The sequence below is a fragment of the Burkholderia sp. MSh2 genome (assembly GCF_000731655.1).
GTDB classification, from domain to species: Bacteria; Pseudomonadota; Gammaproteobacteria; order Burkholderiales; family Burkholderiaceae; genus Burkholderia; species Burkholderia paludis.
In genome coordinates this window covers 72,320-94,089 of sequence record NZ_JPGM01000026.1, presented here as the reverse complement: position 1 = coordinate 94,089, position 21,770 = coordinate 72,320, and the positions used below count along the sequence as shown (strand labels likewise).

Below are 21,770 nucleotides of genomic sequence, written 5' to 3'. Positions count from 1 at the left end.
CTTGACCTTGAAGCTGCACACCTTCGTGACCGACCTTGCCGACCCGCGCGAGCGGGGCCGCCTGACCGGCGAGCGCTTCGCGCCGGAGATCCGCGAGACGGTCGCGCTGTATCTCGCGTTCTTCCCGAGGCTCGGCATCGCGCCGCAGCGCGCGCGGGCGATCGGCGAGGCGAGCCTGGCCGCGCTCGATGCCTGGTGCCCGCGCCTCGCCGCCGAGATCGAGGCGATCGCCGACGGCGTGGACCTGCCGCGCTGGCAGCTCGCCTGCCTGAACGCGCGCACCGAGATTCTCGCCAGCGCGCCCGCGTCGGCCGAAGGCGAGTGCTCGACGACCGTCTACGCGCCGGCCGGCCCGCACGCGCCGCGCACGCTGCAGACGTGGGACTGGCACGACAGCCTCGCACCGCAGGGGCTGCTGATGCGGTTCGCCGCGCCGCACGGCCGCACCGTCAAGCTGTTCGCCGAATTCGGGATGCTCGCGAAGCTCGGCGTGAACAGCGCGGGGCTCGGGCTGCACTTCAACATCCTGCATCACGCGAGCGACGACGGCAGCGCCGGCGTGCCCGTGCATGCGATCGCGCGGCGCATGCTCGAAGACGCGACGACGGTGCAGGAGGCGATCGAACTCGCGCGCACCGCGCGCGTGAGCGCGTCGACGGTGCTGACCGTGTTCACGCGGCATGACGAGACCCCGCGCGCGGCGAGCATCGAACTGAGCCCGTCGGGCATGGCGGTGGTCGTGCCGCGTCCGGACGGCTGGCTGCTGCATACGAACCACTTCCTCGACCGCGCGTTGAGCGGCGGCGACTGCATGCCCGACAGCTCGACCACGCGCGAACGCTTCGCGCACCTGAACGCGGTCGTCGGCGGGATGACGGGCGCCGACCTGCGCGAGCGCGCGGCGGCGATGTGCGGCTCGGCCGGCGACCGGGCCATCGTGTGTTTCCATCCGGACCTGTCGATGCCCGACACCGAGCGCTGGGAAACGCTGCTGACCGTCGGCATCGATACCGATGCGTGCGCGCTCGATTACGTGGCCGGCAATCCGCACGCGCTTGCGCGCGAGGGCTTCCTGCGGTTCTGACGGAAGGGCCGGCGGGCGGCGGGTGGCGCGGCATGCGCGCGCCGCCCGCGCGCGGCTCACGCGTCGATGCGCTCGACCTTGCCGACCAGCAGCCCGTACGACAGGCTGCCCACGAGCGCCATCGCGGCGATGTAGGTGATCGCACGCGAGAAGTCCGCGCCGTTCACGAGCAGCCCGATCACGATTGGCGTCGCGATCGCGGACAGGTTGCCGATCAGGTTGAACATGCCGCCCGTGAGGCCGAGCAGCCGCGCGGGCGCGAGCCCCGACACCAGCGACCACGTGATCGACGCGAAGCCGTTGCCGAAGAACGCGATCGTCATGAACGCGATCACCCAGCCCGTCGAACTGACGTAGTTCGCGCCGATGATGCAGGTCGAGATCAGCAGCCCCGAGATGATCGGCAGCTTGCGCGCGAAACCCTGCGACGCGCCGCGCCGCATCAGCCAGTCCGACAGCACGCCCGAGCACAGCACGCCGACGAACGCGGCAAGGAACGGCAGCGACGCGAGGAAGCCCGACTTGATGAAGTCCATCCCGCGATACTTGACGAGGTAGGTCGGAAACCACGTGAGGAAGAACCACAGCGTCGAGTTCAGCGCGAACTGGCCGAGATAGATGCCCCACAGCTTGCGCCGGCCGAGCACGATGCCGAGGTCGCGCCACGTCGACGGCGTGCGCGCGCCGCGCGCCGCGACGCGGTCTTCCAGGTCGACCAGCCCGCCGCCGTCGCGGATCAGCGCGATCTCGGCCGCATTGACGCCGCGAAACGTGCGCGGCTCGCGGTACACCGCGTACCAGATCGCGGCCCACGCGATGCCCGCGAGACCGGTCGCGACGAACACCATGTGCCAGCCGAGATGCACCTGCAGCCACGCGAGCACCGGCGTGAGGAACGCGAGGCCGACGAACTGGCCCGACGTGTAGCCGCCGATCGCGCTCGCGCGTTCGCGGGTCGGGAACCACGTCGTCACCACGCGGTTGTTGATCGGGTAGGCGGGCGCTTCGAGCGCGCCGACCGCGAGGCGCAGCACGATCAGCCCGACGAACGAGCCCGCGAAGCCCAGCAGCAGCGTCGCGGCCGACCACAGCGCGAGCGCGCCGGCATACAGCACGCGCGGCGACACCTTGTCGACGAGCCAGCCGCCGGGAATCTGCATCAGCGCATAGGTCCAGCCGAACGCGGAGAACACGAGGCCCGCGCGAACCGGATCGATGTTCAGCTCCTTGAACAGCGCGGGCGCGGCGATCGACAGGTTGCTGCGGTCGAGATAGTTGATCACGACCGTGACGAACAGCAGCGCGAGGATCAGCAGCCGCTTGCGGCTCGGCGTCGCGTGTGCCGCTTCCGCGCGAACGGCGGAACCGGATGGCGTGCCGGCATGCGCGGGCAATGGCTCGGGCGGGTTGGCGCGGGTGCGCGACGCGGAAGGGGCCACGGTTGTCTCCTGTGTTCTGTGCGCGACCGGCGCCCGTGAACGGGGCGGCCGGAGCGAATGGCGTTGGGGCGAACGTTAGAGCCGTGGCGCGCGGTGCGTCAACATTTGAACAGGTATCCCTATTAATGGGACGTCACGCGCTCAATATGTGGGAAACGGCGGCTGCAACGCCGCCGCGTACATCAGCCGCCCATCGCTTCCTTCGCGCTGACCCAGCCCTGCACCGCGCCCGCATGCGGATTGCGATAGCGCACCTTCAGCCACTGGAAATCGTCGCTCGCGTCGATCAGCTCGACCGTGTCGCCCGCGACGACGTAGCGGCGCGCGGGCGTGTCGGCCATCGTGTCGTGCAGCGGCAGGCGGGCCGGGCGCACCTTGAACGTGACCTTGCCGGCGTCGTACGCCTGCGGGCGTCGCGACACGCGCTTGCCGTGTTCGTCGTAGGTCAGCAGCATCGACGACGGGCCGCTGTCGCCGTCGAGCAGGTCGCGCAGGTCGTCCGGAATCGCTTCGCTGGACTGGTACAGGTACATCTTTCCGCCGGCGTCGAAACGGTAGGCATCCGTGTACCAGATCGGGCCGCCGCGGCACGAGCTGTACAGCGTGCGCTCCTTCGGCTTCGCCTGCACGTTGATCAGGTCGTCGCAGTTGCCGTGCGGCATGTTGGCCGCCGGCATCTGCAGCGGCGCGAACTGCTGGCGGGCCGGGTCGTACAGGTAGATGCCGTAGCTCTCGTTGACCATGCCGAGCATCGCGTACACGGCGAGGTCGCGGTGGCCGTCGAAGTTGTAGTCGTCGGCGGCGAGGTGGTAGTGGCCGTCCTCGTCGGTGACGGTCACGTCGAGCGTCTGCGTTTTCCCGCTCGGCAGGAAGCGGACCGTGAGGTGCTGGCCGTCGGCGCGCTCGACGCGGGCGGTGACGGTGTCGTCGACCTTGAACGTGAGCAGCGGTCCGGCCGCATGTGCGGCGGGGGCCAGCGATGCGCAGGCGGCGAGCAGCAGCGCGGAGCGGCGGAGCAGCGAACGGAGGCGCGAGGGAGGCGTCATGATCGGGGTGAGGAAGAAGGACGTGAACGATACGGAGCCGGCCGGGGCCGGCCCCCGCTGGGCAGCAATGTACCGGCATCGGGTTTTTTCCGCGAGCGGGACAGGACAGGCACTGCCGGGTAGTCGCGATACCGGTACCGCCGCTGGTCTTGTTCGAGGCCGGCGCGATTGCAAGAATGGCCGCTCCATTCCTGCTTGCCGGCGAGACAGACGATGAAAATATTCAAGCCCGGGTTCGCGCTTTGCGTCGCGATGATTGTCGCCGGAACGGCGCGCGCCGGCGATTTCTCGATCGAAAGCGCGGAACTTGCCGGCCGCGCGTTCGACGACGCACAGATATCGGACGGCTTCGGCTGCCACGGCCGGAACGTTTCGCCGTCGATACGATGGCGCGATGCGCCGGAAGGCACGCAAGGCTACCTGCTGACGATGTTCGACGCCGACGCACCGACCGGGTCGGGATTCTGGCACTGGGTCGTCGCCGACATTCCGGCGTCGGCCGGCGGCATCGAGCGCGGGTCGGGCAACGACGCCGCGCGATTGCCGGCGGGCGCCGTCGCGATGAAGAACGACACCGGCCGAGCGGGCTATCTCGGCCCGTGTCCGCCGACGGGCGAGACGCATCGCTACGTCATCACGCTGACGGCGCTCAGGGCGGCGAAGCTGCCCGTCGATCGCGACGCGACGCCGGCGGTCGTCGGCTACGTCGCGCACGGCGAGGCCATCGCGAAGGCGACGATGGTGGTGCGGATGAGCCGCTAGTCGCGGGTGCGCTCGTCGCGATACCCGCTCTTGCCGACGAAGATTTCCTTCAGCGCCGCGCGCAGCCTGACCGGATCGTAGTCGCCCGGCGCGAGATGAATCACGTAGCGGGTCTGGCCGTCGAGCTGCGCGGCGACGTCGGGTTCGAGTTCGACGTCGATCGTATCGTCCGTCAGGCGCACCGACAGATCCTCGACGCGCCAGTTGAGCTGGTCGCGCACCATCACTTCGATCTGGGAATCGTCCGGAAAGCGCAACAGCGAAAAGCAATAGTTCTGCTCCGCGTCGAGGCAGTAGATGTTGGCGAAGCTGTCGTCGTCGTCGAGATCGGACGTCGCCGCGCCGACGGTGGCGTGAAGTTCCATGTACGGGGTTCCTGCCTGGGGGTTGTCGGGAATTACCGGCCAGCGTGGCTGGCCGTTTCGAGGGTGCGCGCGGTGTCGGGCATCGCGCCGGCATCGCACGACGCATCGGCGTCGCGCGCCTTCAGCCACAGCCCGAATTCGCGCATGACGTCGACCACGGGCCGCAGCCGGTCGCCGTCCGCGGTCAGATCGTATTCGACCCGCACCGGCACTTCCGGGTAGACGGTGCGCCGCACGAGGCCCGCGTCCTCGAGCGCGCGCAGGTCGAGCGTCAGCATCCGCTGCGAGATGCCCGGCATGTCGCGCCGCAGGTCGCTGAAGCGCCGCGGCCCGTCGAGCAGATACGACACCAGCAGCAGCCGCCAGCGGCCGCCGAGCAGGCGCATCGCTTCTTCAACGGAACATCCTGTCGCACTCGTTTTCATCGTGCTAAATCCTGATCGGTAAATTTTTTGTGACTACGGCACAAACGACTGCCGTCTTCTCAGCCGTGCGCCAATGCGAGATATTAGCGTCCGCGTCGCGGCGAATCGATACACGGACAACCCACGAAGGAAATACATGAAGCTCTACCACGCTCCCGGAAGCTGTTCGCAGGCCATCTGCATCGTGCTGCGCGAAGGCGGCCTCGACGCGGAGATCGTCAAGGTCGACGCGCGCAAGCATCTCGTCGAGGACGGCCGCAACTACTACGACGTGACCGAACTGGGCTACGTGCCGCTGCTCGAACTCGACGACGGCACGCTGCTGCGCGAAGGGCCGGTGATCGCGCAGTATCTCGCGGATCGGCGGCCGGAAACCGGGCTCGCTCCCGCATACGGCACGCTCGACCGCTATCGGCTGATGGAGTGGCTGAACTTCCTCACGGCGGAAATCCACAAGGGTTTCATTCCGCTGCTCTACGCGGTGCAGGCGGGGAAGTACGTCGATCCTGCGAGAACCAAGCTCGACAGCCGCTTCGCGTGGATCGACCGTCAGCTCGCCGGCAAGACGTTCCTGACGGGCGACACGTTCACCGTCGCCGATGCGTACCTGTTCGCGCTGACGGGCTGGGGCAAGGCCGAATGGATGCGGTCGGTGTACAACGCGGATATCGACCTCACCCGCCATGAACACCTGCGTGCGTGGTACGAGCGGGTGCGGGCGCGGCCGGCGGTGCAGGCCGCGCTGGCGGCGGACGGGCTGGCGGCGTAGCCGGCGTCGTCACCTGGCGCGGCGCGGGCGATCGAGGCGATGGCGCATCCTTCGCGCCGGCATGCTGCGGTCGCGCCGCGTCAGCGGGATCGCGGCGGCTGGGGACGCTCAGCGGCTCAACGTCAGGAACAGATACCCCGCATACCCCGCGCCGTTCGCGAGCAGCGCCCAGATCGCGAGGCCGCGCGTGCGCGCATTGAAGCGCAGCCACGCGGCCGCCGCGAGCGTGACGATCACGCCGGTCAGCACTTCGGGGCGCGGCTCCCACGGCGTCAGCATGATGCCGATCGCCGGCAGCAGCGTGCCCTGGAACACCATCGCGCCGGTGATGTTGCCGAACGCGAGCGTGTCCTTCCGGCGGCGGATCCACAGCACGCTGTTGACCTTCTCCGGCAGTTCCGTCGCGATCGGCACGATGATCAGCGACAGCAGCAGCGCCGAGATGCCGAGCGCATTCGACACGCCTTCCACGCCGTGAATGAAACCCTTCGCGCCGCCGACCAGCAGCGCGAGGCCGATGAGCAACTGCAGCGCGATGGTCGCCAGGTTGGTCGGCACGCCGAGGCGCGACAGGAACATCGTGTGCGGCGCTTCGGTGCCGTGCCCGGCATCGACGAGCCGGTTCGACGCGCGGAACGTCATCACCACATACAGCACGTAGATCCCGACCAGCATCGCGGCGAGCAGCGCGCGCACGGCCCACGCGTGATGCGGGACGAACATCGCGGCGGTGGCCAGCGAGAACGCGGCGAGAAAGTAATTCAGGTCGCGCACGAAGCCGGTCCGTTCGGGCGCGATCGTGCCGCGCAGCCCGCGCGAACGGATCACGGCGAGCGTCATCAGGAAGGTGGTGAGCGTCGCGAGCATCAGCGGCGCGCCGAGGATCGCGCCGACGCCGATTTCCTCGTTCACGGCCCGGTTTGCCGTGCCGCCGGCCAGCGCGAGCAGCGGCACCATCGTTTCGGGCAGCGCGGTGCCGACGGCGGCGAACAGCGAACCGGTGACGCCTTCGGAAATCTTCAGGCGTTCGCCGAGGTGTTCGAGCGCATTCGTGAAGACTTCGGCGGCGATGAGGATGACGACCAGCATGAACGCCAGTTCGAGAAACATGAAGGTCATGCGGCACCTCCGCAGGCGGCGGTGCAGGGGGAGACGGCGGCGGGGAACATGGGGACTCCGTGGTCGGACGCTGACGAACCATGGCGCATCCGCCGACGTCCGACCAGGAACGACGCGATGCGCCCATGGTCTCGCCAAGCCGATCAGGCCGAACGCGCCACGGCCGCAGGCCGAGTGTGTTGACGCGTTCGCTTTCCGGGGATGGAAAGCAGGCTACTCCCCAAAGACGAAGGGCAGTCTAGCCGAGCGAATCGCTTTCGACAAGCCTTCATTTCGAACGGCATTGTCGGGTCGGCGGGCATGGGGAGATGCTGCATGACCGAGCACGCAGTTACCTGGCCGATGTGTCGTGTCGGTCGTGGGGCCGACCGATGTGGGCGCAAAAGAGGCGGAAGTGCTCCTTGTCAAAGACGAGGTTGACCTGACCCGCCCGGCAGAACCGTCGCTGCCGTACACGCGCATCTCGTCGGTGACGTGCTGCAACTGCCCTTTTGGGGCCGGCAGGCCAATCATGCCGGAGCGACTGACATGGACCGACAATCTGCGACGGTATCGATGGGCGGTTGGCGACCCTCTTCGTGTGATCGCGGTGCGATTTCGTCAAGGACGTTCGTGGCGGGATGCGAGACACATTCTGTCTCGAGCCTCTCGTTCGGATTACCCGCGTCTATGTCTGCATCAAGGACAGCTATTCGTTCAACGACGATTCGCTTTCCAAGAGCCAATACCTCGGCCACTGGAACAGGAACGGGATGGTTCTGTCCCTTGCCACGGCGGTCAACGATTTTTTCAAAAGCAGTAACTTGAGCGTCGGGAACTCGACGATTGAAGAATGGCGTTATCTCCCCGCGGGCGAGGAGGTCAACAAGCCGATCGACAAACGCACCAGCTTCTTTCGGAAGTTCCTGGCGAAGGATGTCTACCGGCCAGTTCATGACAAGACGTACTGCGACTGGAGGTCGGCGCACAATCGTGGTGGCGACTTCATGGTCTACAGTCGCCCCAAACGCATCAAGCTGGCAAACCGATCATTCTGAAATTCGATACCGGTTGCAGAACCGTCCCGGCCGAGCAATGAAGGCGACCGCCGTGATTCTCAAAGCGGTCTCGACCGTTGTCGTCACATGCCTGGTTGTCGCCATTGCGTGGATGTTCCTGCCAGCGGACGCCACGAACGCGATCGCGCTTTTCTCGCTCAAGAATGCGAAGAGCACGATCTTCGCCATCACGTCGATCATCTTCGTGCTCTGCGTCTACCGGCTTGTTGGAAATATCGGCCATTTCAGCAGAACGATGCCCGCGGGACTGACGATCGTCACGCTGGGCTTCCTGGCATGCGTCTATCTCGTCAGCTTTCGCGGGATCACGATCCGGTGCTGATCGACATCGCAATGCCGGGCGGCTGGCGCTGGTAACGGCGTGAACGCGGGCGAGGGGCGTTCGCGCGGCACGCCGCCCTTCGCTCCTCGCCTCGCCGGGCAAAGCCCGTGGGAATCCGGGTAAATAATTCCGCCGAAATCATTTCGAATTGGCGTAATCGGTATTTTATGGGCGACGCGATCCGGGCTGTTGTTGCGATTGAAGAATGACCGGATTGAATCGAATCTCCGCGTGAATGACTATGCGCGCCTTCGTGCTGCATTAATTGATAGAGGATAATTAAAATGAAAGAAAAATCCTGTCGATCTGAAGGCTTTCGGCGTGCCGCGTCAAGGCAGTAAAGGCCGCCTGGCGGTGCGAAAAAAGTAAGGTATTCGGCGCAGCATTGCGAATGAGGCGCCCGAATCGCGAATAATCCGCCTTTCTTTCAATTGGCAGACACTGCCGGCCGTTAGCATCATTGCGGGATTTTTAATATCCGAATGATCTTTGACAACGCAGCGCAGCACCGCCTATTTTGATGTTGTTGTAAATTTTGGTTATATAAAAGTTGTTCAAACTGCAGGGGGCGCGTCCGAGCACCATTCTCGCCAGCAGTTTGCTGTGTCTGTATCAAGTTCAGTCTCCGAGAAGTCCCATCCCCAACCGCCGACTGCCGACCGTGCAACGCGAGTGGCGGGTCGGCCTGCGCGTGTCGCAGGCGTTGGCGGCCTTTGTGAAGTGGTATCCGAACCAGCACAAGGATAGAGATGAAACCAGACAGGAGCAGTACCGGCAGCCGCCGTGGTCGTCACGGCCGGTGGGCCGGGCTAGGTGCATTGACCGTCATGACACTGGCGCTCGCGGCATGCGGCGGCGACGATTCGTCGTCCGTCGGCGCGTCGAGCCTCGCGCAGGCCACCGCGAGCCAGCAGGCCAGTGCGCAAGCGGCCGGCAACCAGACGCCGGCCAACCAGCCTTACGTCGACCCGGTCGCGTATTCGATGAATGCGACCGACGGCCTGGCCGCCGCGCAGGTGTCCGAAAAAGCGGCGGTCATGCATTACCAGTGGAAAAACGGCGGCACGACCGTCAACTACACGACGACCACCGGCCACCTGACCGCACAGGACGCGAACGGCAACGCGGAAGCGTCGATGTCGTATGTCGCGTACACCGCGCCGAGCAAGAACGGCAAGCCGCGCCCCGTCACGTTCGTCTATAACGGCGGCCCCGGCTCGTCGTCGATCTGGCTGCGTCTCGGCTCGTTCGCGCCGACGCGCGTGGCCACGCCCGATCCGCTGTTCGGCAACAACTGGCCGAACTATCCGATCGTCGACAACGCCGACAGCCTGATCGACACCACCGACCTCGTGTTCATCGACCCGCCCGGAACCGGGCTGTCGGAAGCCGTGTTGCCGAACACCAACCAGAAATACTGGGGTTCCGACGCGGACGTGAACATCATGCGCGATTTCATCCAGCGCTACCTGAACGTGAACAGCCGCAGCACGTCGCCGATCTACCTGTACGGCGAATCGTACGGCACGCCTCGTACCGACATGCTCGCGCTCGCGCTCGAATCCGCCGGCGTGCACCTGACGGGCATCGTGCTGCAGTCGGCGATCCTGAACTACTTCGCGGATGCGACGGAAGCGGTGGCGATCACGCAGTCGACGGAAGGGCTGCTGCTCGATACCGATACCGTGGCGGGCTACCTGCCCGGCTACGCGGCGGTCGCGGCGTACTTCAACCAGGTGTCGCCGGCCCCGGTGAACCAGGGACTGTACGCACTGCAGACGGAACTGTTCACGACGCTGATCTACAGCCAGCTGCAGAAGTACTCGCAGTCGTGGGTGTTGAGCCAGCTCGGCATTCCGGATGCGCTCGGCACGCCGGTGTTCCCGAGCAATGCGACGCTCAGGCTGTGGTCGATCCCGTCGAGCCTCACGCAACAGGCGCTGAGCGGCTACTTCAACGCGAACCCGTTCGGCACGAGCCTCCTGCCCGGCACGACGATCGGCCGGTATGACGGACGCGTGTCGCTGCCGAACTCCGATCCGCGCCTGCAGAGCGACGGCGATCCGTCCGACATCCTGATTTCGCAGCCGTTCACGAACGCGCTCGCGACGCAGATGCCGGATTACCTCGGCTACACCGCGCCGAATGCGACGTACCTGCCGCTGAACGACAACATCATCGGCGTCTGGGACTTCACGCACGACGGCCAGCCGATGCCCGACACGATCCCCGATCTGCTCGGCGCGCTGCAGCTCAACCCGCAGCTTCGCGTGCTCTCGGAGAACGGCTTCCACGATCTCGCGACGCCGTTCTTCAACACCGAGAAGCAACTCGCGCGGCTGCAGACGGTGACGGGCCTGAATCCGAAGCTGCAGGTGAACTTCTTCCAGGGCGGCCACATGATCTACCTGGACGACGTCGCCCGGCCGCAGATGAAGCGGGACCTGAGGACGTTCTATCACGGCAAGCGGATTCCGACGGCGCTGACGCTGCACACGCTGCCGCCGCCGTGGCCGGACGAGAACCCGGCCAGCGTGCCGACCGGCAGCATCCCGGGCGCGACGGCCGCGACGACGCTGGCGGCGGCGCCCTGAGCGACGGACTCCTTGTCAGAGGAACCCTCAATTCATCCATTGAATGCGAGTGATCATGTCCCTAATCAATTTGATGCGGCGTATGTCTCCGTTGATCGTCCTCGGTGCCGTGATGAGCAGTGCCCATGCGTTGCCGCCGCAGGCGGTGGCGCCGGTGAAGCTGCCGCACGGCGGGCGCGGTGTCGACGGTCCGTTCTTTCCCGCCACGCGGGTGGCGCCGGTGCTGCCGTCGACCGGCTCGACGCTGCAGCAGCAGGCGCAGCAGCGCGTCGACGCACGGCTCGGCGCCAATACGGTGCTGAGCAACGGCGCGGCGGTGACGAAGGCGCAGGCGCAGAGCAGCGGGCTCGGGTTCGTGTCGAAACACTTCGACGAGATCGACTCGAAGCACACGGGCCGCGTGACGCTGAGCGACGTGCGGCAGTTCATCCAGCAGCGGCAGGTGCAGGCGCAGCAGGAACAGCAGGACGAGTGACGTAACGGTGTAGCGGCATGACGGCCGGCCGCCGGCGCGACGATGTGCGCCGGCGGCCGCCGTCCGATTCATTTCTACCGATCTCCACGCGGCCAACGCGTGTCGGCGCCGGGCGCATTCGGCCCGGTAGCCCGATGCGAACCTTTCCCCGCAGCTTCTTCGCGCGCCGTGCCGTTGCGGACGGCTTACGCTGCCGGCTGCCCGTGGCGTCGCGCGCCGAAGCGTGCGCGATAGTCGCGCGGCGATACGCCCACCTGCTTCGCGAACGCGCGCTGCAGCGCGTCGACACTGCCGAATCCCGACCGCTCGGCGATTCGTTCGAGCGGCCAGTCGGCCCGTTCGAGCAGCGCCTTCGCGCGCTCGACCCGCGCCGCCAGGACGAATTGCGCGGGCGATCGCCCGGTTTCCCTGAGGAAGTTGCGCGCAAACGACCGCTCGCTCATGTGCATGCGCGCGGCCAGCGCGGCGACGCCGAGATCGCCGGTCGGATCGTCGGCGATCTCGGCGAGCAGCGTGCGCATGCGCGGCGTTGCGCCGGCCAGGGTGCCGAGTCCGACGCTGAACTGCGCCTGCCCACCGGGGCGATGCATGAAAAGGACGAGTTCGCGCGCGACGGCGACGGCGGTCGGCGTGCCGCAGTCCGCCTCGACGAGCGCGAGGCACAGGTCGATGCCGGCCGTCACGCCGGCCGAGGTATGAAAGGGCGGATCGCTGACGTAGATCGCGTCGGGCTCGACGCGAATCGCGGGGCGCAGCGCCTGCAGCGTCGCACACTGGTTCCAGTGCGTGGTCGCGCGCCGGCCGTCCAGCCAGCCGCCCGCGGCGAGCACGAACGCGCCGGTGCAGATGCTCGCGATGCGCCGCGTGTCGGCGACGCGCGCCCGCAGCCACGGCAGCACGCCCGCGTCGGACGCTGCATGCCGCAGCGCCGCTTCGCTGCCGCCGGCGACGACGATCGTGTCGAGCCGCGCGGGCAGCGCCGCGAGCGCGGTCGGGCCCGCGAGCCGCAGGCCGGCATGCGTGACGAGGCCGCCTCCGTCCTGCGACGCGAGCGTCAGCCGGTACGGCGTCGCATGATCCGGCAGGTAACGGTTCGCGACCGCGAACACTTCCATCGGGCCGGTGATGTCGAGCGACTGGACGCCTTCGAAGCCGACGATCACGACGTCGCGTACCGGTTGCGGGGGCTGGGGCATGGCGGGAAGTGCGGTGGAGTTGTCCTTGTGACCGCGAGCATGATCCTTGTAATTTCCCGGACGTGCAATCGAATGACGCGGGGCGGGCGATGCGAACGGGAACGGGACGGAATGCGCGGCGCGCATGGGCGGCGCTGCTTGCGTGCGCGCTGGCCGGCGTGTGGGCATGGACGGCGGCGATCGCGTACGCCGCGACGGTGGACGCACCGGCTGCGGCACGGGCCACGGCCGCACCGAAGGACGGGCGCGCGCGGCCGCTCGTCGCGATCGTCGCGGACAACGCGGGAACGGAGACGACCGATTTCATCGTCCCTTATTCGATCCTGAAGGCGTCCGGCGCGGTGGATGTCGTCGCCGTGTCGGCCGACGCGGGGGCCGTCGAGCTGATGCCCGCGCTGCGCATGCTGGCCGACACGACCTTCGAACGGTTCGATGCCGCGACGCCTGCCGGGGCCGATGCGGTCGTCGTGCCCGCGCTGCATCGCGCGGACAGCCCGGCGGTACTGGCGTGGCTGCGCAAGCAGGCCGCCGGCGGCGCGACGATGGTGGCGATCTGCGACGGCGCGGAGGTGCTCGCGAACGCCGGCCTGCTGCGCCACCGTGTCGCGACGTCCCACTGGTATTCGCGCGATGGTCTGCGCCGCCGCTTTGCCGATACGACCTGGATCGACGATCGCCGCTACGTGATGGACGGCAACGTGATGACGACGAGCGGCGTGTCGGCGTCGCTGCCGGCGTCGCTTGCATTGGTGAGCGCGCTGGCCGGGCCCGCGGCGGCGCGCGAGACCGCGCGACACATCGGCGTGCAGGCGTGGAGCGATCGACACGACGGCCGCCGGTTCGCGTTGAGCGCGCGCACGACGATGGCGGCGCTGGCGAACCGGGTGGCGTTCTGGCGCTACGAGACGTTCGATCTGCCGGTCGACGACGGGTTCGACGAGTTGCCGGTGGCGCTGACCGCCGATGCGTGGGCGCGGACGTGGCGCAGCGGGGTCGTCGCGACGGCCGACGCGCGCGAGATCGTATCGCGGCACGGGTTGCGGCTGCGGACGCAGCCGGCAGGCGCCGCGCATGCACGCATCGTCGTGCCGGAAGGGCGGCGCGGCGATGCGGTGCTGCCCGGGGTGCTCGACGACATCGCGTCGCGCTACGGCGCCGCGACGTCCGACTGGGTGGCTTTGCTGCTCGAATATCCGAGGTAGCGGCGCGGCCGCGCATCGTCGCGGCGTCGCCTGTCGGTTGCGTGCGGCTGGAGGGCGCCGGATGCGCATGGCGCGCGATGGCGTGTGGAAGACGCCGTGCGCTGCCGATGCGGTTTCATTCTATGTTGCCGCCCGGCAGCGCATTGAAGCATCGACGCATCGGCTTCGTGCGCGAACGCGGGCGGCGCGGCATGACGTGACGGACGGTGTCCCGGTTCAGGCCGGCGTGGCGGCCATGCGCCGCGCGGACCAGCGATTCCACAGCATGCCGGCGCGGCTGCCGCTTCCGCAGTACGCGAGCACCGGCTTCTGCAGCGTATCGACCAGCGCACCGAACGCATCGACTTCCGCGTCGCCGATCCGGTCGCGCTCGACCGGCAGGTAGCGCGCGTCGAGGCCCAGTTCGCGGGCCGCGGCGGCGATCTCGTCGAACGCCGGCTGATCGGCGCCTTCGCCGTCGGGCCGGTTGCAGATCACCGAACGGAAGCCGGCATTGCGGATCGCCTTCAGGTCGGCCGGCGTGATCTGCCGTGAAGCGGAAAACCCGTTCGCGGCCGTCGCGCGACACTGCTCGATCGCGTTGCGAAAACCGGCGATCGCGGCATCGACGTCCTGCTCCGTCGTGAAGCGGCCGAAGCTCACGCGTACGGTGCGGCCGGCGGTTTCCGCATCGAGGCCGATCGCGGTCAGCACGTGCGAAGGCGCGCCGCTGGTCGAGTTGCATGCGGAGGTCGACGACACCGCAAGCGCCTCGCCGAGCATGAACGGAAAGAAGCCGGGCGCATTCACCGTCAGGCTCAGCGTGTGCGGAATGCGGCGCGCCGCGGCTGCGTTCTGCGTGACGTCGCCGAGCGCGGCCAGCGCGTTCGTCAGGCGCGCGCCGAGCGCCGCGATCCGCGCGGCTTCGCCGGCGAGCTTTTCAGCGGCGAGTTCGCAGGCCACGCCCATGCCGACGATCTGATGCGTCGCGAGCGTGCCCGAGCGCAGGCCGCGCTCGTGGCCGCCGCCGTGAATCTGCGGGGCGATCCGGGCCGCGATGTCGCGGCGCACGAACAGCGCGCCGATGCCCTTCGGGCCATACACCTTGTGCGCGGACATCGACAGCATGTCGATGCCGAGCGCGCGCACGTCGATCGGCGTCTTGCCGAGCGCCTGCGCGGCGTCGACGTGAAGCAGCGCGCCCGCGGCGTGCACGATGCGGGAGATGGCGCCGATATCCGTCAGCGTGCCGAGTTCGTTGTTCACGAGCATCAGCGACACGAGGCCCGTATCGGGGCCGATCGCGGCGGCCACCGCATCGGGCGTGATTTCGCCGTCGCGCGTGGGCGTCAGCAGCGTGACCGACATGCCGCGCGTCGACAGGTTCGCCATCGTGTCGAGAATCGCCTTGTGCTCGATGCGGCTCGTGACCAGGTGGCGCTTGCCGGTCGCGGTTTCCGCATGGCCCTTCAGCGCGAGGTTGTTCGATTCGGTCGCGCCGGACGTCCAGACGATCTCGTCGGCGTCCGCGCCGATGAGCGCGGCGACCTGTGCGCGTGCGCGCTCGACCTTGTCGCGCGCCAGCCGGCCGGCGGCGTGAGAATTCGACGCGGGATTGCCGAAGATGCCGTCGAAGCCGAGGCAGGCGGTCATCGCTTCGATCACGCGCGGGTCCGCGGGCGTCGTGGCGGCGTAGTCGAGGTAGTGCAGCGGGGTGGGTTCGCTCATGTCCTTCTCTTGCTCTTTTCTTTCGGAATGGAAGAAATGATACGGGGGACAGGCGGGAAAAAGGATCCAAAGTTGGCTGTCGGTTCAGCTTGATATGGAATAACGTTTTCGCAATGTGTGGAATGGGAGAATTCGATTTTCTTGCGGCGAGATCGTGCGCCTGCCGGGGCCGGCGCGGCCAGGCCGGCCGGCCGGCGGCGGATTCACGAATAGAAGCGTTGCGGGCGGAAATCCTGAAGCTGCGCCGTCTCGACGCCGTCGAGCACCTCGATCGCGAACAACTGGCCGATGGCCGGCGCGGACGTCATGCCGCTGTGCATCGCGGCGACGTGAACGTTCCGGTACTGGCGGCCGCGGCCCATGATCGGATATTCGTCGCGCGGCAGCACACGATAGCCGAGCGTCATGTAGTCGAGTTCGATGCCCCGGGTCTCCGGCAGCACGTCGGTGACGCGTTGGAGCAGCTTCGCGCCGAGTTCCGGCGTGGGCGCCAGCGTGCCGGTGTCGCCGAAGTTCGAGCCGGCGACGATGCGCCCGTCGGGGTTCTGCTTGATGTCGAGGCCGGGCGGCATCAGGACCTGATGCACGAGCGGCGGCATCGGCGTGCTGTGGGCAAGAATGCCCTTCGACATGCGGAGCGGGACAGGAATGCCGGCCTGCGCGCCGAGCCGCGTGGAGTCGTTCCCGGCCGCGATCACGACGTGATCCGCGAAGAACGGCCCCTTGTTCGTGGTCACGCCGGTTGCGCGATCGCCGTCGAAATCGATCGTCGATACGTCGGCTTTCGTCAGCGTGACGCCGGCACGGATGCCGGCCTGGACCAGCGCCAGCGTGGCGGCCACCGGGTCGAGCGTCCCGTCGATGGTCGAATGCCAGCCCGTGCCGAACTCGCCGGCGTGCACGCCGGGCACCAGGCGCTCGAGGTCGTCGCGCGTGATGTTGCGGATCGGATAGCCCCACGGCTGATGCTGGGCAGTCGTGTCGTGGAGCCGGTCGATCTGCTTGCGGTCCGCGCCGCACCACGCGATGCCGCCGCCCCATTGAATCTGCAGCGACGGCCCGATTTCGAGCTGAAGGCGGCGCCATCCGAGGATGCCTTCGTAGTTCAGGGCGTAATACGAATACGGCGCCTTGTTGTTCGCATTGATCCACGCGAACGAATTGCGCGTGGTGCCGGATGCCGGCGCATCCTTCTCGATGAGCGTGACCTCGGCGCCGCGCCGCGCGAGGTGATAGGCGATCGATGCGCCCATGATGCCGCTGCCGATCACGATCACGCGGTCCCTTGCCCTGGCCGCCCGCGCGATCGAGGGCAGCGCGCCGGCGAGCGGCGCGGCAAACACGGGGAAGAATTGCCGGCGGTTCATTTGCGTCTCCTTGGTTCGATATGTTTCGTTTAACTGATTAATTGGGCAGCGTGGCCGCCGGTGGCGGCGCCGCCGGCCACGCGTGCGTCAGGTTTCGATGAGATTGAGGAACTGGCGCACGCGCGGATGGGTGCTGGCCGTGAAGAACTCGGCGGGTGTCGTGTCCTCGACGACCACGCCGTTCTCCATGAACACCACGCGATCGGCGACGTCCTGCGCAAACCGCACTTCGTGCGTGACGACCAGCATCGTCATCCCGTTGCCGGCCAGCTCCCGCATCACCGCGAGCACGTCTTCCCGCAGCGCCGGATCGAGCGCGGAGGTCGGTTCGTCGAACAGGATCACCTCGGGCTCCATCGCGAGGCCGCGGGCGATGGCCACGCGCTGCTTCTGGCCGCCGGAGAGTCGCGCGGGATAGTCGCCGGCCTTGTGCGCGAGGCCCACGCGATCGAGCAGGCGCAGGCCGCGTTCGGCCGCTTCGTCCTTCCTCATGCCCTTGACGCTCACGAGCCCTTCGATGACGTTTTCCAGCGCGGTGCGATGCGGAAACAGGTTGAACGACTGGAACACCATGGCCGTGCGCCGGCGGATCGCGTTGACGCGCTTGCGCTCGTCGCGCGACAGCGCGCCGCCGCCGGTGCGCTCGATCCCGATGCCGCACACGGACACCGTGCCCGCATCGGGCAGTTCCAGGAAATTCAGCGAGCGCAGGAGCGTGGTCTTGCCGGAGCCGGACGGCCCCATCAGGACGACGACTTCCCCGCGCGCAACGCTGAAGTCGACGCCGCGCAGCACCGCGTTGGCGCCGAAGGACTTGGTCAGCCCCTGAACGACGATGGTATGCATGGTGGTATTCATTGGAAACGCCTCGACACCCGGCCTTCGAAAATTGTCTGGACGATCGTCAGGATCTGGTTGATGACCCAGTAGATCAGGCCGACCATCAGGAACATCTCCAGGTAGCGGAAGGTCGATGCGCCGACCTGGTCGGCCACGCGGGTCAGCTCGACGACGGTGATCGTGGACGCCAGCGACGTGTCCTTGATCAGCGCGATCATGCGGCTGCCGACGGGCGGAATCGCGATGCGCAGCCCTTGCGGCAGGATCACGCGCCACATCATCTTCCAGTAGCTCATGCCGAGCGAATGCGCGGCCTCCCACTGGCCGCGATCGACCGCGTTGATCCCGGAGCGGAAGTTCTCGCTGAGGTAGGCGGCGGAAAAGAGCGTCAGCGCGAGCAGGGCGGCCGGCACCGGATCGAGCGTGATGCCGTAGCGCGGCAGCCCGAAATAGATCAGCAGGATCTGCACGAGCAGCGGCGTGCCGCGAAAGACGGACACGTACGCGAACGCGATGCCGCGCAGCACCCGGATCGACGACACCCGCGCGAGCGCGACGGCGAGCCCCAGCGCCGACCCGAGCGCGAACGACGCGAGGCCGAGGAACACGGTCATCGTCACCGCGCTTTCGAGCAGCGGCAGCGACCGCATGAAGAGATCGAACATGCGTTACTCCTTCTGGGCCTTCGCCCTGGCGATGCTGCCGAGCATGTCGTAGCCCGGGCCGACCCAGCGTTTCGCGAGCCGTTCGAGCGTGCCGTCGGCCGTCATGTCGTCGATCGCCTTGTCGACGGCGGCGAGGAGGGCCGGTTGCCCCTTCGCGAGCGCCGGCGCGGACAGCTGGTAGATCAGCGGCTCGCCGACTTCCTTGACCGGCAGGTGATTCACGTTGGCGTATTTCATCCCGCCGAAGTGGGAGATGATGACCGCGTCGAGGCGGCCGCTGCCGAGGTCGTTGAACACGAGCCCGCCGTTGTCGTACGCGCGGATGTCGGTGTCCTTCAGGTGCGCGCGCGCCCATGCCTCGTTGGTCGAACCGGTGGTCACGCCGACCCGCTTGCCCTTCAGGTCGGCCTGCCCGTGAATGTTCGCGTTGTCGGCACGCACGAAGATGCGGAAATCCTCGACGCCGTACGGCCTCGCGAAATCGACCTGCTTGCCGCGCTCGGCCGTCGGCGTCAGGTCGTTCATCACGAGATCGTATTTGCCGGACTTGAGCCCTTCGACGAAGTTCTTGTATGCGTCGGCGATGAAGACGACCTGCTTCACGCCGATGCGCTTTCCGACTTCGCGTGCGACTTCGACGTCATAGCCGGCCGGCTGGTTGTGATCGTCCAGCAGCGTCCACGGCGGGCTGCTCTGCGTGTTCGCCACGCGCAGCGTGCCGCTGGCCCGCGCGGCCGCGAGCAGGTCCGCCGCGCCCGCATCGACGCTCGACAGCGCCAGCAGGCCCGTCATGCCGAATGCGGCCAGGCATCTGGCCAGCGCGAGTGGGGTAACTTTTCTCATGATGTCTCCTTGGGGGGCTGTGGGTTGCGCGATCACGGCGTCACGCCGTGCGGTGCCTGGCGTCGGTGAATGCCGCGAGGCCGGCGCACAGATCGTCGATCAGCAGCTCGGGCGCCTCGAGCCCGATCGACAGGCGGACGATGGGCCGGTCGGTCAGCGGGAACGAACGCTGCGCCTGCAGCGCCGCCGGGTAGTACGCGGCGAGGCTGTGGACGCCGCCCCAGCTCGCGCCGATCGCGAAACACCGCAGCGCATCGAAGAAAGCGGTGAACGCCGCTTCCGGCGCGGGTTCGAGCATCAGCGAGAACAGGCAGCCGTTGCCGGAGAAATCGCGTTTCCAGATCGCGTGCCCCGCGTCGGACGGCAGCGCCGGGAACAGCACCTTGTGAACGGCCGGATGCGATTCGAGGAACTGCGCGACGCGCAGCGCCGCCGCGCTTTGCGCATCGAAGCGCACCTTCAGGGTTTCGAGGCCGCGCAGCACGAGGAAGCAGTCGTCCGGGCTCGCCTGCTGGCCCAGGATGCTCTGCGTCTCGCGCAATGTTTCGTAGTAGCCGAAATCGTTCATGCTGATCGCCCCGAGCAGCAGATCGGAGTGGCCGCCGAACAGCTTGGTGGCCGCTTCGACGCTCAGGTCCACGCCGTGTTCGAGCGGACGGAACGCGAGCGGGCTGGCCCACGTGTTGTCCATCATCGTCATGACGCCGCGACGGCGCGCGACGTCGACGATCGCCGGAATGTCGGGCATCTCCATCGTCACCGTGCCCGGCGATTCCATGCAGATCATGCGCGTATTCGGCTTCACGTATCGCTCGATGCCGGCGCCGATCGCCGGTTCGTACAGTTCGACTTCCACGTCGAACATGGCGAGCCATTTCTGCGCGAAGGTCTTGAGCGCCCCGTAGCACGCGGCGGACACGAGCAGATGATCGCCGCCGCGGACGAAGCCCATCACGGCCGTCATCAGCGCGGCCTGCCCGGACGGCGCCAGTACGCAGTGCGCGCCGCCTTCGAGCGCGGCGATGCGGCGTTCCAGCTCGCGCGCGGTGGGCGTGCCGGTGATGCCGTAGCTGTAGCCGTCGGGCTGGCGCTCCTTGCGGCGCGCGAAATCGTCGAGCGAATCGAACACGACGGTCGACGCGCGCATGACGGCGGGCGACAGGCTGCGGAACGGTTGCGGGGGAAGCGGGGTGGTGGTGGTCATGATGCGGGTCGGAACTCCGTGGCTGGCAGGTTGGATGCGATGAAGTTTTACTTTCGCGCCGGATTGAAGCAACATCGGAAATAATTAGGTCGATAAGCCGGAGTTATAGATGAGCGTGCGGGATATCGAGGTGTTCCGGGCGGTGATGAACGCCGGGAGCACGAGCAAGGCGGCCGGCGTGCTGGAGATTTCGCAGCCGGCGGTGAGCCAGTCGATCCGCCGGCTCGAGAGCATGGCCGGGTTCCGCCTGTTCGAGCGCGTGCGCAGCCGCCTCGTGCCGACGCAGGAAGCCGTGGCGCTGATGCGCGACGTGGACCGCTACTTTCTCGGCTTCGAGGTGATCGAGCACCGGATCCGCAGCCTGCGTTCGTACGGACTGGGGCGCCTCGCGATCGCGTCGCTGCCCGCGCTCGGCACCGGCTTCCTGCCGCGCGTGATCGCATCGTTCGATGCGGCCGCGCGCGACGTGCAGATTTCGCTGCAGGTGATGAGCTCCCGCGAGGTGCACGAGAAGGTGTCGGCGGGGCAGGTGGATTTCGGGCTGATGTCCGACGAAATGTCGATGGCCGGGCTGGAGCACTCGGCGTTCGTCAGCATTCCGGCGGTGGCCGTGATGAATGCGGGGCACCCGCTCGCGGCCAGGAGCCTGATCCGCGCCGAGGATCTGCCGCAGACGCCGTTCATCGCGCTGAATCCGGAGGACAGCACGCGATTGCGGCTCGAGACCCAGCTGCGCGGGCGCGGTGTCGTGCTGAAGCCGCTGGTGGAGACGCCGTACTCGCATACCGTCTGCGAACTCGCGCTGGCGGGGGTGGGCGTGGGGCTCGCCCACCCGCTCGTCGCGCTCGACTTCGTGCGGCGCGGGCTCGTCGTCAGGCCGTTCGATATCGAGGTCGCTTTCACGGGCGTGCTGGTGTTTCGGCCGGGCACGCCGCTGTCGGAGAACGCGCGGGTGTTCCTCCAGCACATGCGGATTCAGCTGGAAGCGGACCGCAATGCGCTGGCGGCATTGTTCGGCAGGAAGGGCCGCGCAAGAGAGGGGCGCGCGCCGGTGGGCGGCGACGGATGAGTCGGCCCCGTTAGCCGCCCCGGCCGGCCGCCGCCTGCGCAAACGCCGGACGTTACCCGCTTCGCACGGGCGGCGGCCGCGGATTTCCCGATGTCCATGAGGGAATCCCCCGTAACGCGCGAACGCGCGCCGTTTCAACGCGTCGCCCTCCCGCTCCGCGCTTCCTTGCAGGCGCTTCCGGCCCATCCCTCCCGATTATTCGCATTTCGCGAATGGCGC

21 protein-coding genes and 1 riboswitch are annotated in these 21,770 nt (G+C 67.5%); of the genes, 9 read left to right on the top strand and 12 right to left on the bottom strand.

What is annotated here, in order from left to right; genetic code table 11:
- Positions 1–7 precede the first annotated feature (7 nt).
- A complete protein-coding gene (locus tag GQ57_RS17560; protein WP_034198537.1) occupies positions 8–1,084 on the top strand; it encodes a C45 family autoproteolytic acyltransferase/hydolase in 1,077 nt (358 codons plus the stop codon).
- Between the two features lie 56 nt (positions 1,085–1,140).
- Here the strand turns inward: GQ57_RS17560 and GQ57_RS17555 are convergent, their stop codons facing one another.
- On the bottom strand, positions 1,141–2,523 hold the full coding sequence (locus GQ57_RS17555; RefSeq protein ID WP_034198536.1) for an MFS transporter: 1,383 nt from the start codon (positions 2,521–2,523) through the stop codon (positions 1,141–1,143).
- A 182-nt stretch (positions 2,524–2,705) separates the two neighbouring features.
- Entirely contained in the window at positions 2,706–3,569 is an 864-nt protein-coding gene (locus GQ57_RS17550; protein WP_034198535.1) for an XAC2610-related protein, read from the bottom strand.
- 213 nt (positions 3,570–3,782) lie between these two features.
- On the opposite strand from GQ57_RS17550, the gene GQ57_RS17545 reads away from it, so the two are divergent.
- Positions 3,783–4,331 (top strand): YbhB/YbcL family Raf kinase inhibitor-like protein, encoded by a 549-nt coding sequence (locus tag GQ57_RS17545; RefSeq protein WP_235215080.1) that lies wholly within the window; start codon positions 3,783–3,785, stop codon positions 4,329–4,331.
- On the opposite strand, the gene GQ57_RS17540 is transcribed toward GQ57_RS17545, so the two are convergent.
- Both GQ57_RS17540 and GQ57_RS17535 read right to left on the bottom strand, forming a co-directional pair.
- Positions 4,328–4,696 carry a hypothetical protein gene (locus GQ57_RS17540; RefSeq protein ID WP_034198534.1) on the bottom strand — a complete coding sequence of 123 codons (369 nt, stop codon included), beginning with the start codon at positions 4,694–4,696 and terminating at the stop codon, positions 4,328–4,330. The genes GQ57_RS17545 and GQ57_RS17540 overlap by 4 nt on opposite strands.
- 32 nt (positions 4,697–4,728) lie before the next feature.
- Positions 4,729–5,121: a winged helix-turn-helix transcriptional regulator gene (locus tag GQ57_RS17535; RefSeq protein WP_031402048.1), complete on the bottom strand. Its 393-nt coding sequence runs from the start codon at positions 5,119–5,121 to the stop codon at positions 4,729–4,731.
- A 136-nt stretch (positions 5,122–5,257) separates the two neighbouring features.
- Between GQ57_RS17535 and gstA the strand changes: the two genes are divergently transcribed.
- Entirely contained in the window at positions 5,258–5,890 is a 633-nt protein-coding gene (gene gstA / locus GQ57_RS17530; RefSeq protein ID WP_031402049.1) for a glutathione transferase GstA, read from the top strand.
- Positions 5,891–5,998: 108 nt separating this feature from the next.
- On the opposite strand, the gene GQ57_RS17525 is transcribed toward gstA, so the two are convergent.
- Entirely contained in the window at positions 5,999–7,009 is a 1,011-nt protein-coding gene (locus GQ57_RS17525) for a sodium:calcium antiporter (protein WP_031402050.1), read from the bottom strand.
- 65 nt (positions 7,010–7,074) lie between these two features.
- Positions 7,075–7,243: riboswitch (yybP-ykoY riboswitch) on the bottom strand.
- Between the two features lie 386 nt (positions 7,244–7,629).
- Here GQ57_RS17525 and GQ57_RS17520 point away from each other — a divergent pair.
- From GQ57_RS17520 to GQ57_RS17505, 4 genes are all read left to right on the top strand, one after another.
- Positions 7,630–8,046 carry a DUF6402 family protein gene (locus GQ57_RS17520; RefSeq protein WP_052001361.1) on the top strand — a complete coding sequence of 139 codons (417 nt, stop codon included), beginning with the start codon at positions 7,630–7,632 and terminating at the stop codon, positions 8,044–8,046.
- A gap of 37 nt (positions 8,047–8,083) precedes the next feature.
- Positions 8,084–8,389, top strand: coding sequence for a hypothetical protein (locus GQ57_RS17515; protein WP_052001360.1), 306 nt, complete (start codon positions 8,084–8,086; stop codon positions 8,387–8,389).
- 749 nt (positions 8,390–9,138) lie between these two features.
- A complete protein-coding gene (locus GQ57_RS17510; RefSeq protein ID WP_031402053.1) occupies positions 9,139–10,983 on the top strand; it encodes a S10 family serine carboxypeptidase-like protein in 1,845 nt (614 codons plus the stop codon).
- Between the two features lie 43 nt (positions 10,984–11,026).
- Positions 11,027–11,458, top strand: a complete 432-nt coding sequence (locus GQ57_RS17505) for a hypothetical protein (RefSeq protein WP_052001359.1) — start codon at positions 11,027–11,029, stop codon at positions 11,456–11,458.
- A gap of 185 nt (positions 11,459–11,643) precedes the next feature.
- Here GQ57_RS17505 and GQ57_RS17500 read toward each other — a convergent pair whose 3' ends face one another.
- On the bottom strand, positions 11,644–12,654 hold the full coding sequence (locus GQ57_RS17500; RefSeq protein ID WP_034198533.1) for a GlxA family transcriptional regulator: 1,011 nt from the start codon (positions 12,652–12,654) through the stop codon (positions 11,644–11,646).
- A gap of 89 nt (positions 12,655–12,743) precedes the next feature.
- Between GQ57_RS17500 and GQ57_RS17495 the strand changes: the two genes are divergently transcribed.
- The gene (locus GQ57_RS17495) at positions 12,744–13,856 is read left to right on the top strand and encodes a DJ-1/PfpI family protein (protein WP_081896684.1); all 1,113 of its coding nucleotides are present in this window, start codon (positions 12,744–12,746) and stop codon (positions 13,854–13,856) included.
- A gap of 216 nt (positions 13,857–14,072) precedes the next feature.
- On the opposite strand, the gene GQ57_RS17490 is transcribed toward GQ57_RS17495, so the two are convergent.
- The 6 genes from GQ57_RS17490 to metC form a co-directional block, all read right to left on the bottom strand.
- Positions 14,073–15,563 (bottom strand): aminotransferase class V-fold PLP-dependent enzyme, encoded by a 1,491-nt coding sequence (locus GQ57_RS17490; protein ID WP_034198532.1) that lies wholly within the window; start codon positions 15,561–15,563, stop codon positions 14,073–14,075.
- Positions 15,564–15,766: 203 nt separating this feature from the next.
- Complete coding sequence (locus tag GQ57_RS17485; RefSeq protein ID WP_052001358.1) at positions 15,767–16,930, bottom strand: NAD(P)/FAD-dependent oxidoreductase; 1,164 nt, start codon at positions 16,928–16,930, stop codon at positions 15,767–15,769.
- Positions 16,931–17,017: 87 nt separating this feature from the next.
- Positions 17,018–17,788, bottom strand: coding sequence for an amino acid ABC transporter ATP-binding protein (locus GQ57_RS17480; RefSeq protein WP_031402059.1), 771 nt, complete (start codon positions 17,786–17,788; stop codon positions 17,018–17,020).
- Positions 17,785–18,435 carry an amino acid ABC transporter permease gene (locus GQ57_RS17475; protein WP_031402060.1) on the bottom strand — a complete coding sequence of 217 codons (651 nt, stop codon included), beginning with the start codon at positions 18,433–18,435 and terminating at the stop codon, positions 17,785–17,787. The genes GQ57_RS17480 and GQ57_RS17475 overlap by 4 nt, the downstream gene beginning before the upstream one ends.
- A 3-nt stretch (positions 18,436–18,438) precedes the next feature.
- Complete coding sequence (locus GQ57_RS17470) at positions 18,439–19,278, bottom strand: ABC transporter substrate-binding protein (protein WP_034198531.1); 840 nt, start codon at positions 19,276–19,278, stop codon at positions 18,439–18,441.
- A gap of 40 nt (positions 19,279–19,318) precedes the next feature.
- A complete protein-coding gene (gene metC / locus GQ57_RS17465; RefSeq protein WP_034198530.1) occupies positions 19,319–20,482 on the bottom strand; it encodes a cystathionine beta-lyase in 1,164 nt (387 codons plus the stop codon).
- A 109-nt stretch (positions 20,483–20,591) separates the two neighbouring features.
- Here metC and GQ57_RS17460 point away from each other — a divergent pair, with 109 nt between their 5' ends.
- Positions 20,592–21,551, top strand: coding sequence for a LysR substrate-binding domain-containing protein (locus GQ57_RS17460; RefSeq protein ID WP_034198529.1), 960 nt, complete (start codon positions 20,592–20,594; stop codon positions 21,549–21,551).
- Positions 21,552–21,770: the final 219 nt, after the last annotated feature.

Excerpts from the sequence above, each read along its gene's own strand:
- GQ57_RS17550 (WP_034198535.1), bottom strand. The coding sequence starts at position 3,569 with ATGACGCCTCCCTCGCGCCTCCGTTCGCTGCTCCGCCGCTCCGCGCTG.
- GQ57_RS17545 (WP_235215080.1), top strand. The coding sequence starts at position 3,783 with ATGAAAATATTCAAGCCCGGGTTCGCGCTTTGCGTCGCGATGATTGTC.
- GQ57_RS17540 (WP_034198534.1), bottom strand. The coding sequence starts at position 4,696 with ATGGAACTTCACGCCACCGTCGGCGCGGCGACGTCCGATCTCGACGAC.
- GQ57_RS17535 (WP_031402048.1), bottom strand. The coding sequence starts at position 5,121 with ATGAAAACGAGTGCGACAGGATGTTCCGTTGAAGAAGCGATGCGCCTG.
- gstA (WP_031402049.1), top strand. The coding sequence starts at position 5,258 with ATGAAGCTCTACCACGCTCCCGGAAGCTGTTCGCAGGCCATCTGCATC.
- GQ57_RS17525 (WP_031402050.1), bottom strand. The coding sequence starts at position 7,009 with ATGACCTTCATGTTTCTCGAACTGGCGTTCATGCTGGTCGTCATCCTC.
- GQ57_RS17520 (WP_052001361.1), top strand. The coding sequence starts at position 7,630 with ATGCGAGACACATTCTGTCTCGAGCCTCTCGTTCGGATTACCCGCGTC.
- GQ57_RS17515 (WP_052001360.1), top strand. The coding sequence starts at position 8,084 with ATGAAGGCGACCGCCGTGATTCTCAAAGCGGTCTCGACCGTTGTCGTC.
- GQ57_RS17510 (WP_031402053.1), top strand. The coding sequence starts at position 9,139 with ATGAAACCAGACAGGAGCAGTACCGGCAGCCGCCGTGGTCGTCACGGC.
- GQ57_RS17505 (WP_052001359.1), top strand. The coding sequence starts at position 11,027 with ATGCGAGTGATCATGTCCCTAATCAATTTGATGCGGCGTATGTCTCCG.
- GQ57_RS17500 (WP_034198533.1), bottom strand. The coding sequence starts at position 12,654 with ATGCCCCAGCCCCCGCAACCGGTACGCGACGTCGTGATCGTCGGCTTC.
- GQ57_RS17495 (WP_081896684.1), top strand. The coding sequence starts at position 12,744 with ATGCGAACGGGAACGGGACGGAATGCGCGGCGCGCATGGGCGGCGCTG.
- GQ57_RS17490 (WP_034198532.1), bottom strand. The coding sequence starts at position 15,563 with ATGAGCGAACCCACCCCGCTGCACTACCTCGACTACGCCGCCACGACG.
- GQ57_RS17485 (WP_052001358.1), bottom strand. The coding sequence starts at position 16,930 with ATGAACCGCCGGCAATTCTTCCCCGTGTTTGCCGCGCCGCTCGCCGGC.
- GQ57_RS17480 (WP_031402059.1), bottom strand. The coding sequence starts at position 17,788 with ATGAATACCACCATGCATACCATCGTCGTTCAGGGGCTGACCAAGTCC.
- GQ57_RS17475 (WP_031402060.1), bottom strand. The coding sequence starts at position 18,435 with ATGTTCGATCTCTTCATGCGGTCGCTGCCGCTGCTCGAAAGCGCGGTG.
- GQ57_RS17470 (WP_034198531.1), bottom strand. The coding sequence starts at position 19,278 with ATGAGAAAAGTTACCCCACTCGCGCTGGCCAGATGCCTGGCCGCATTC.
- metC (WP_034198530.1), bottom strand. The coding sequence starts at position 20,482 with ATGACCACCACCACCCCGCTTCCCCCGCAACCGTTCCGCAGCCTGTCG.
- GQ57_RS17460 (WP_034198529.1), top strand. The coding sequence starts at position 20,592 with ATGAGCGTGCGGGATATCGAGGTGTTCCGGGCGGTGATGAACGCCGGG.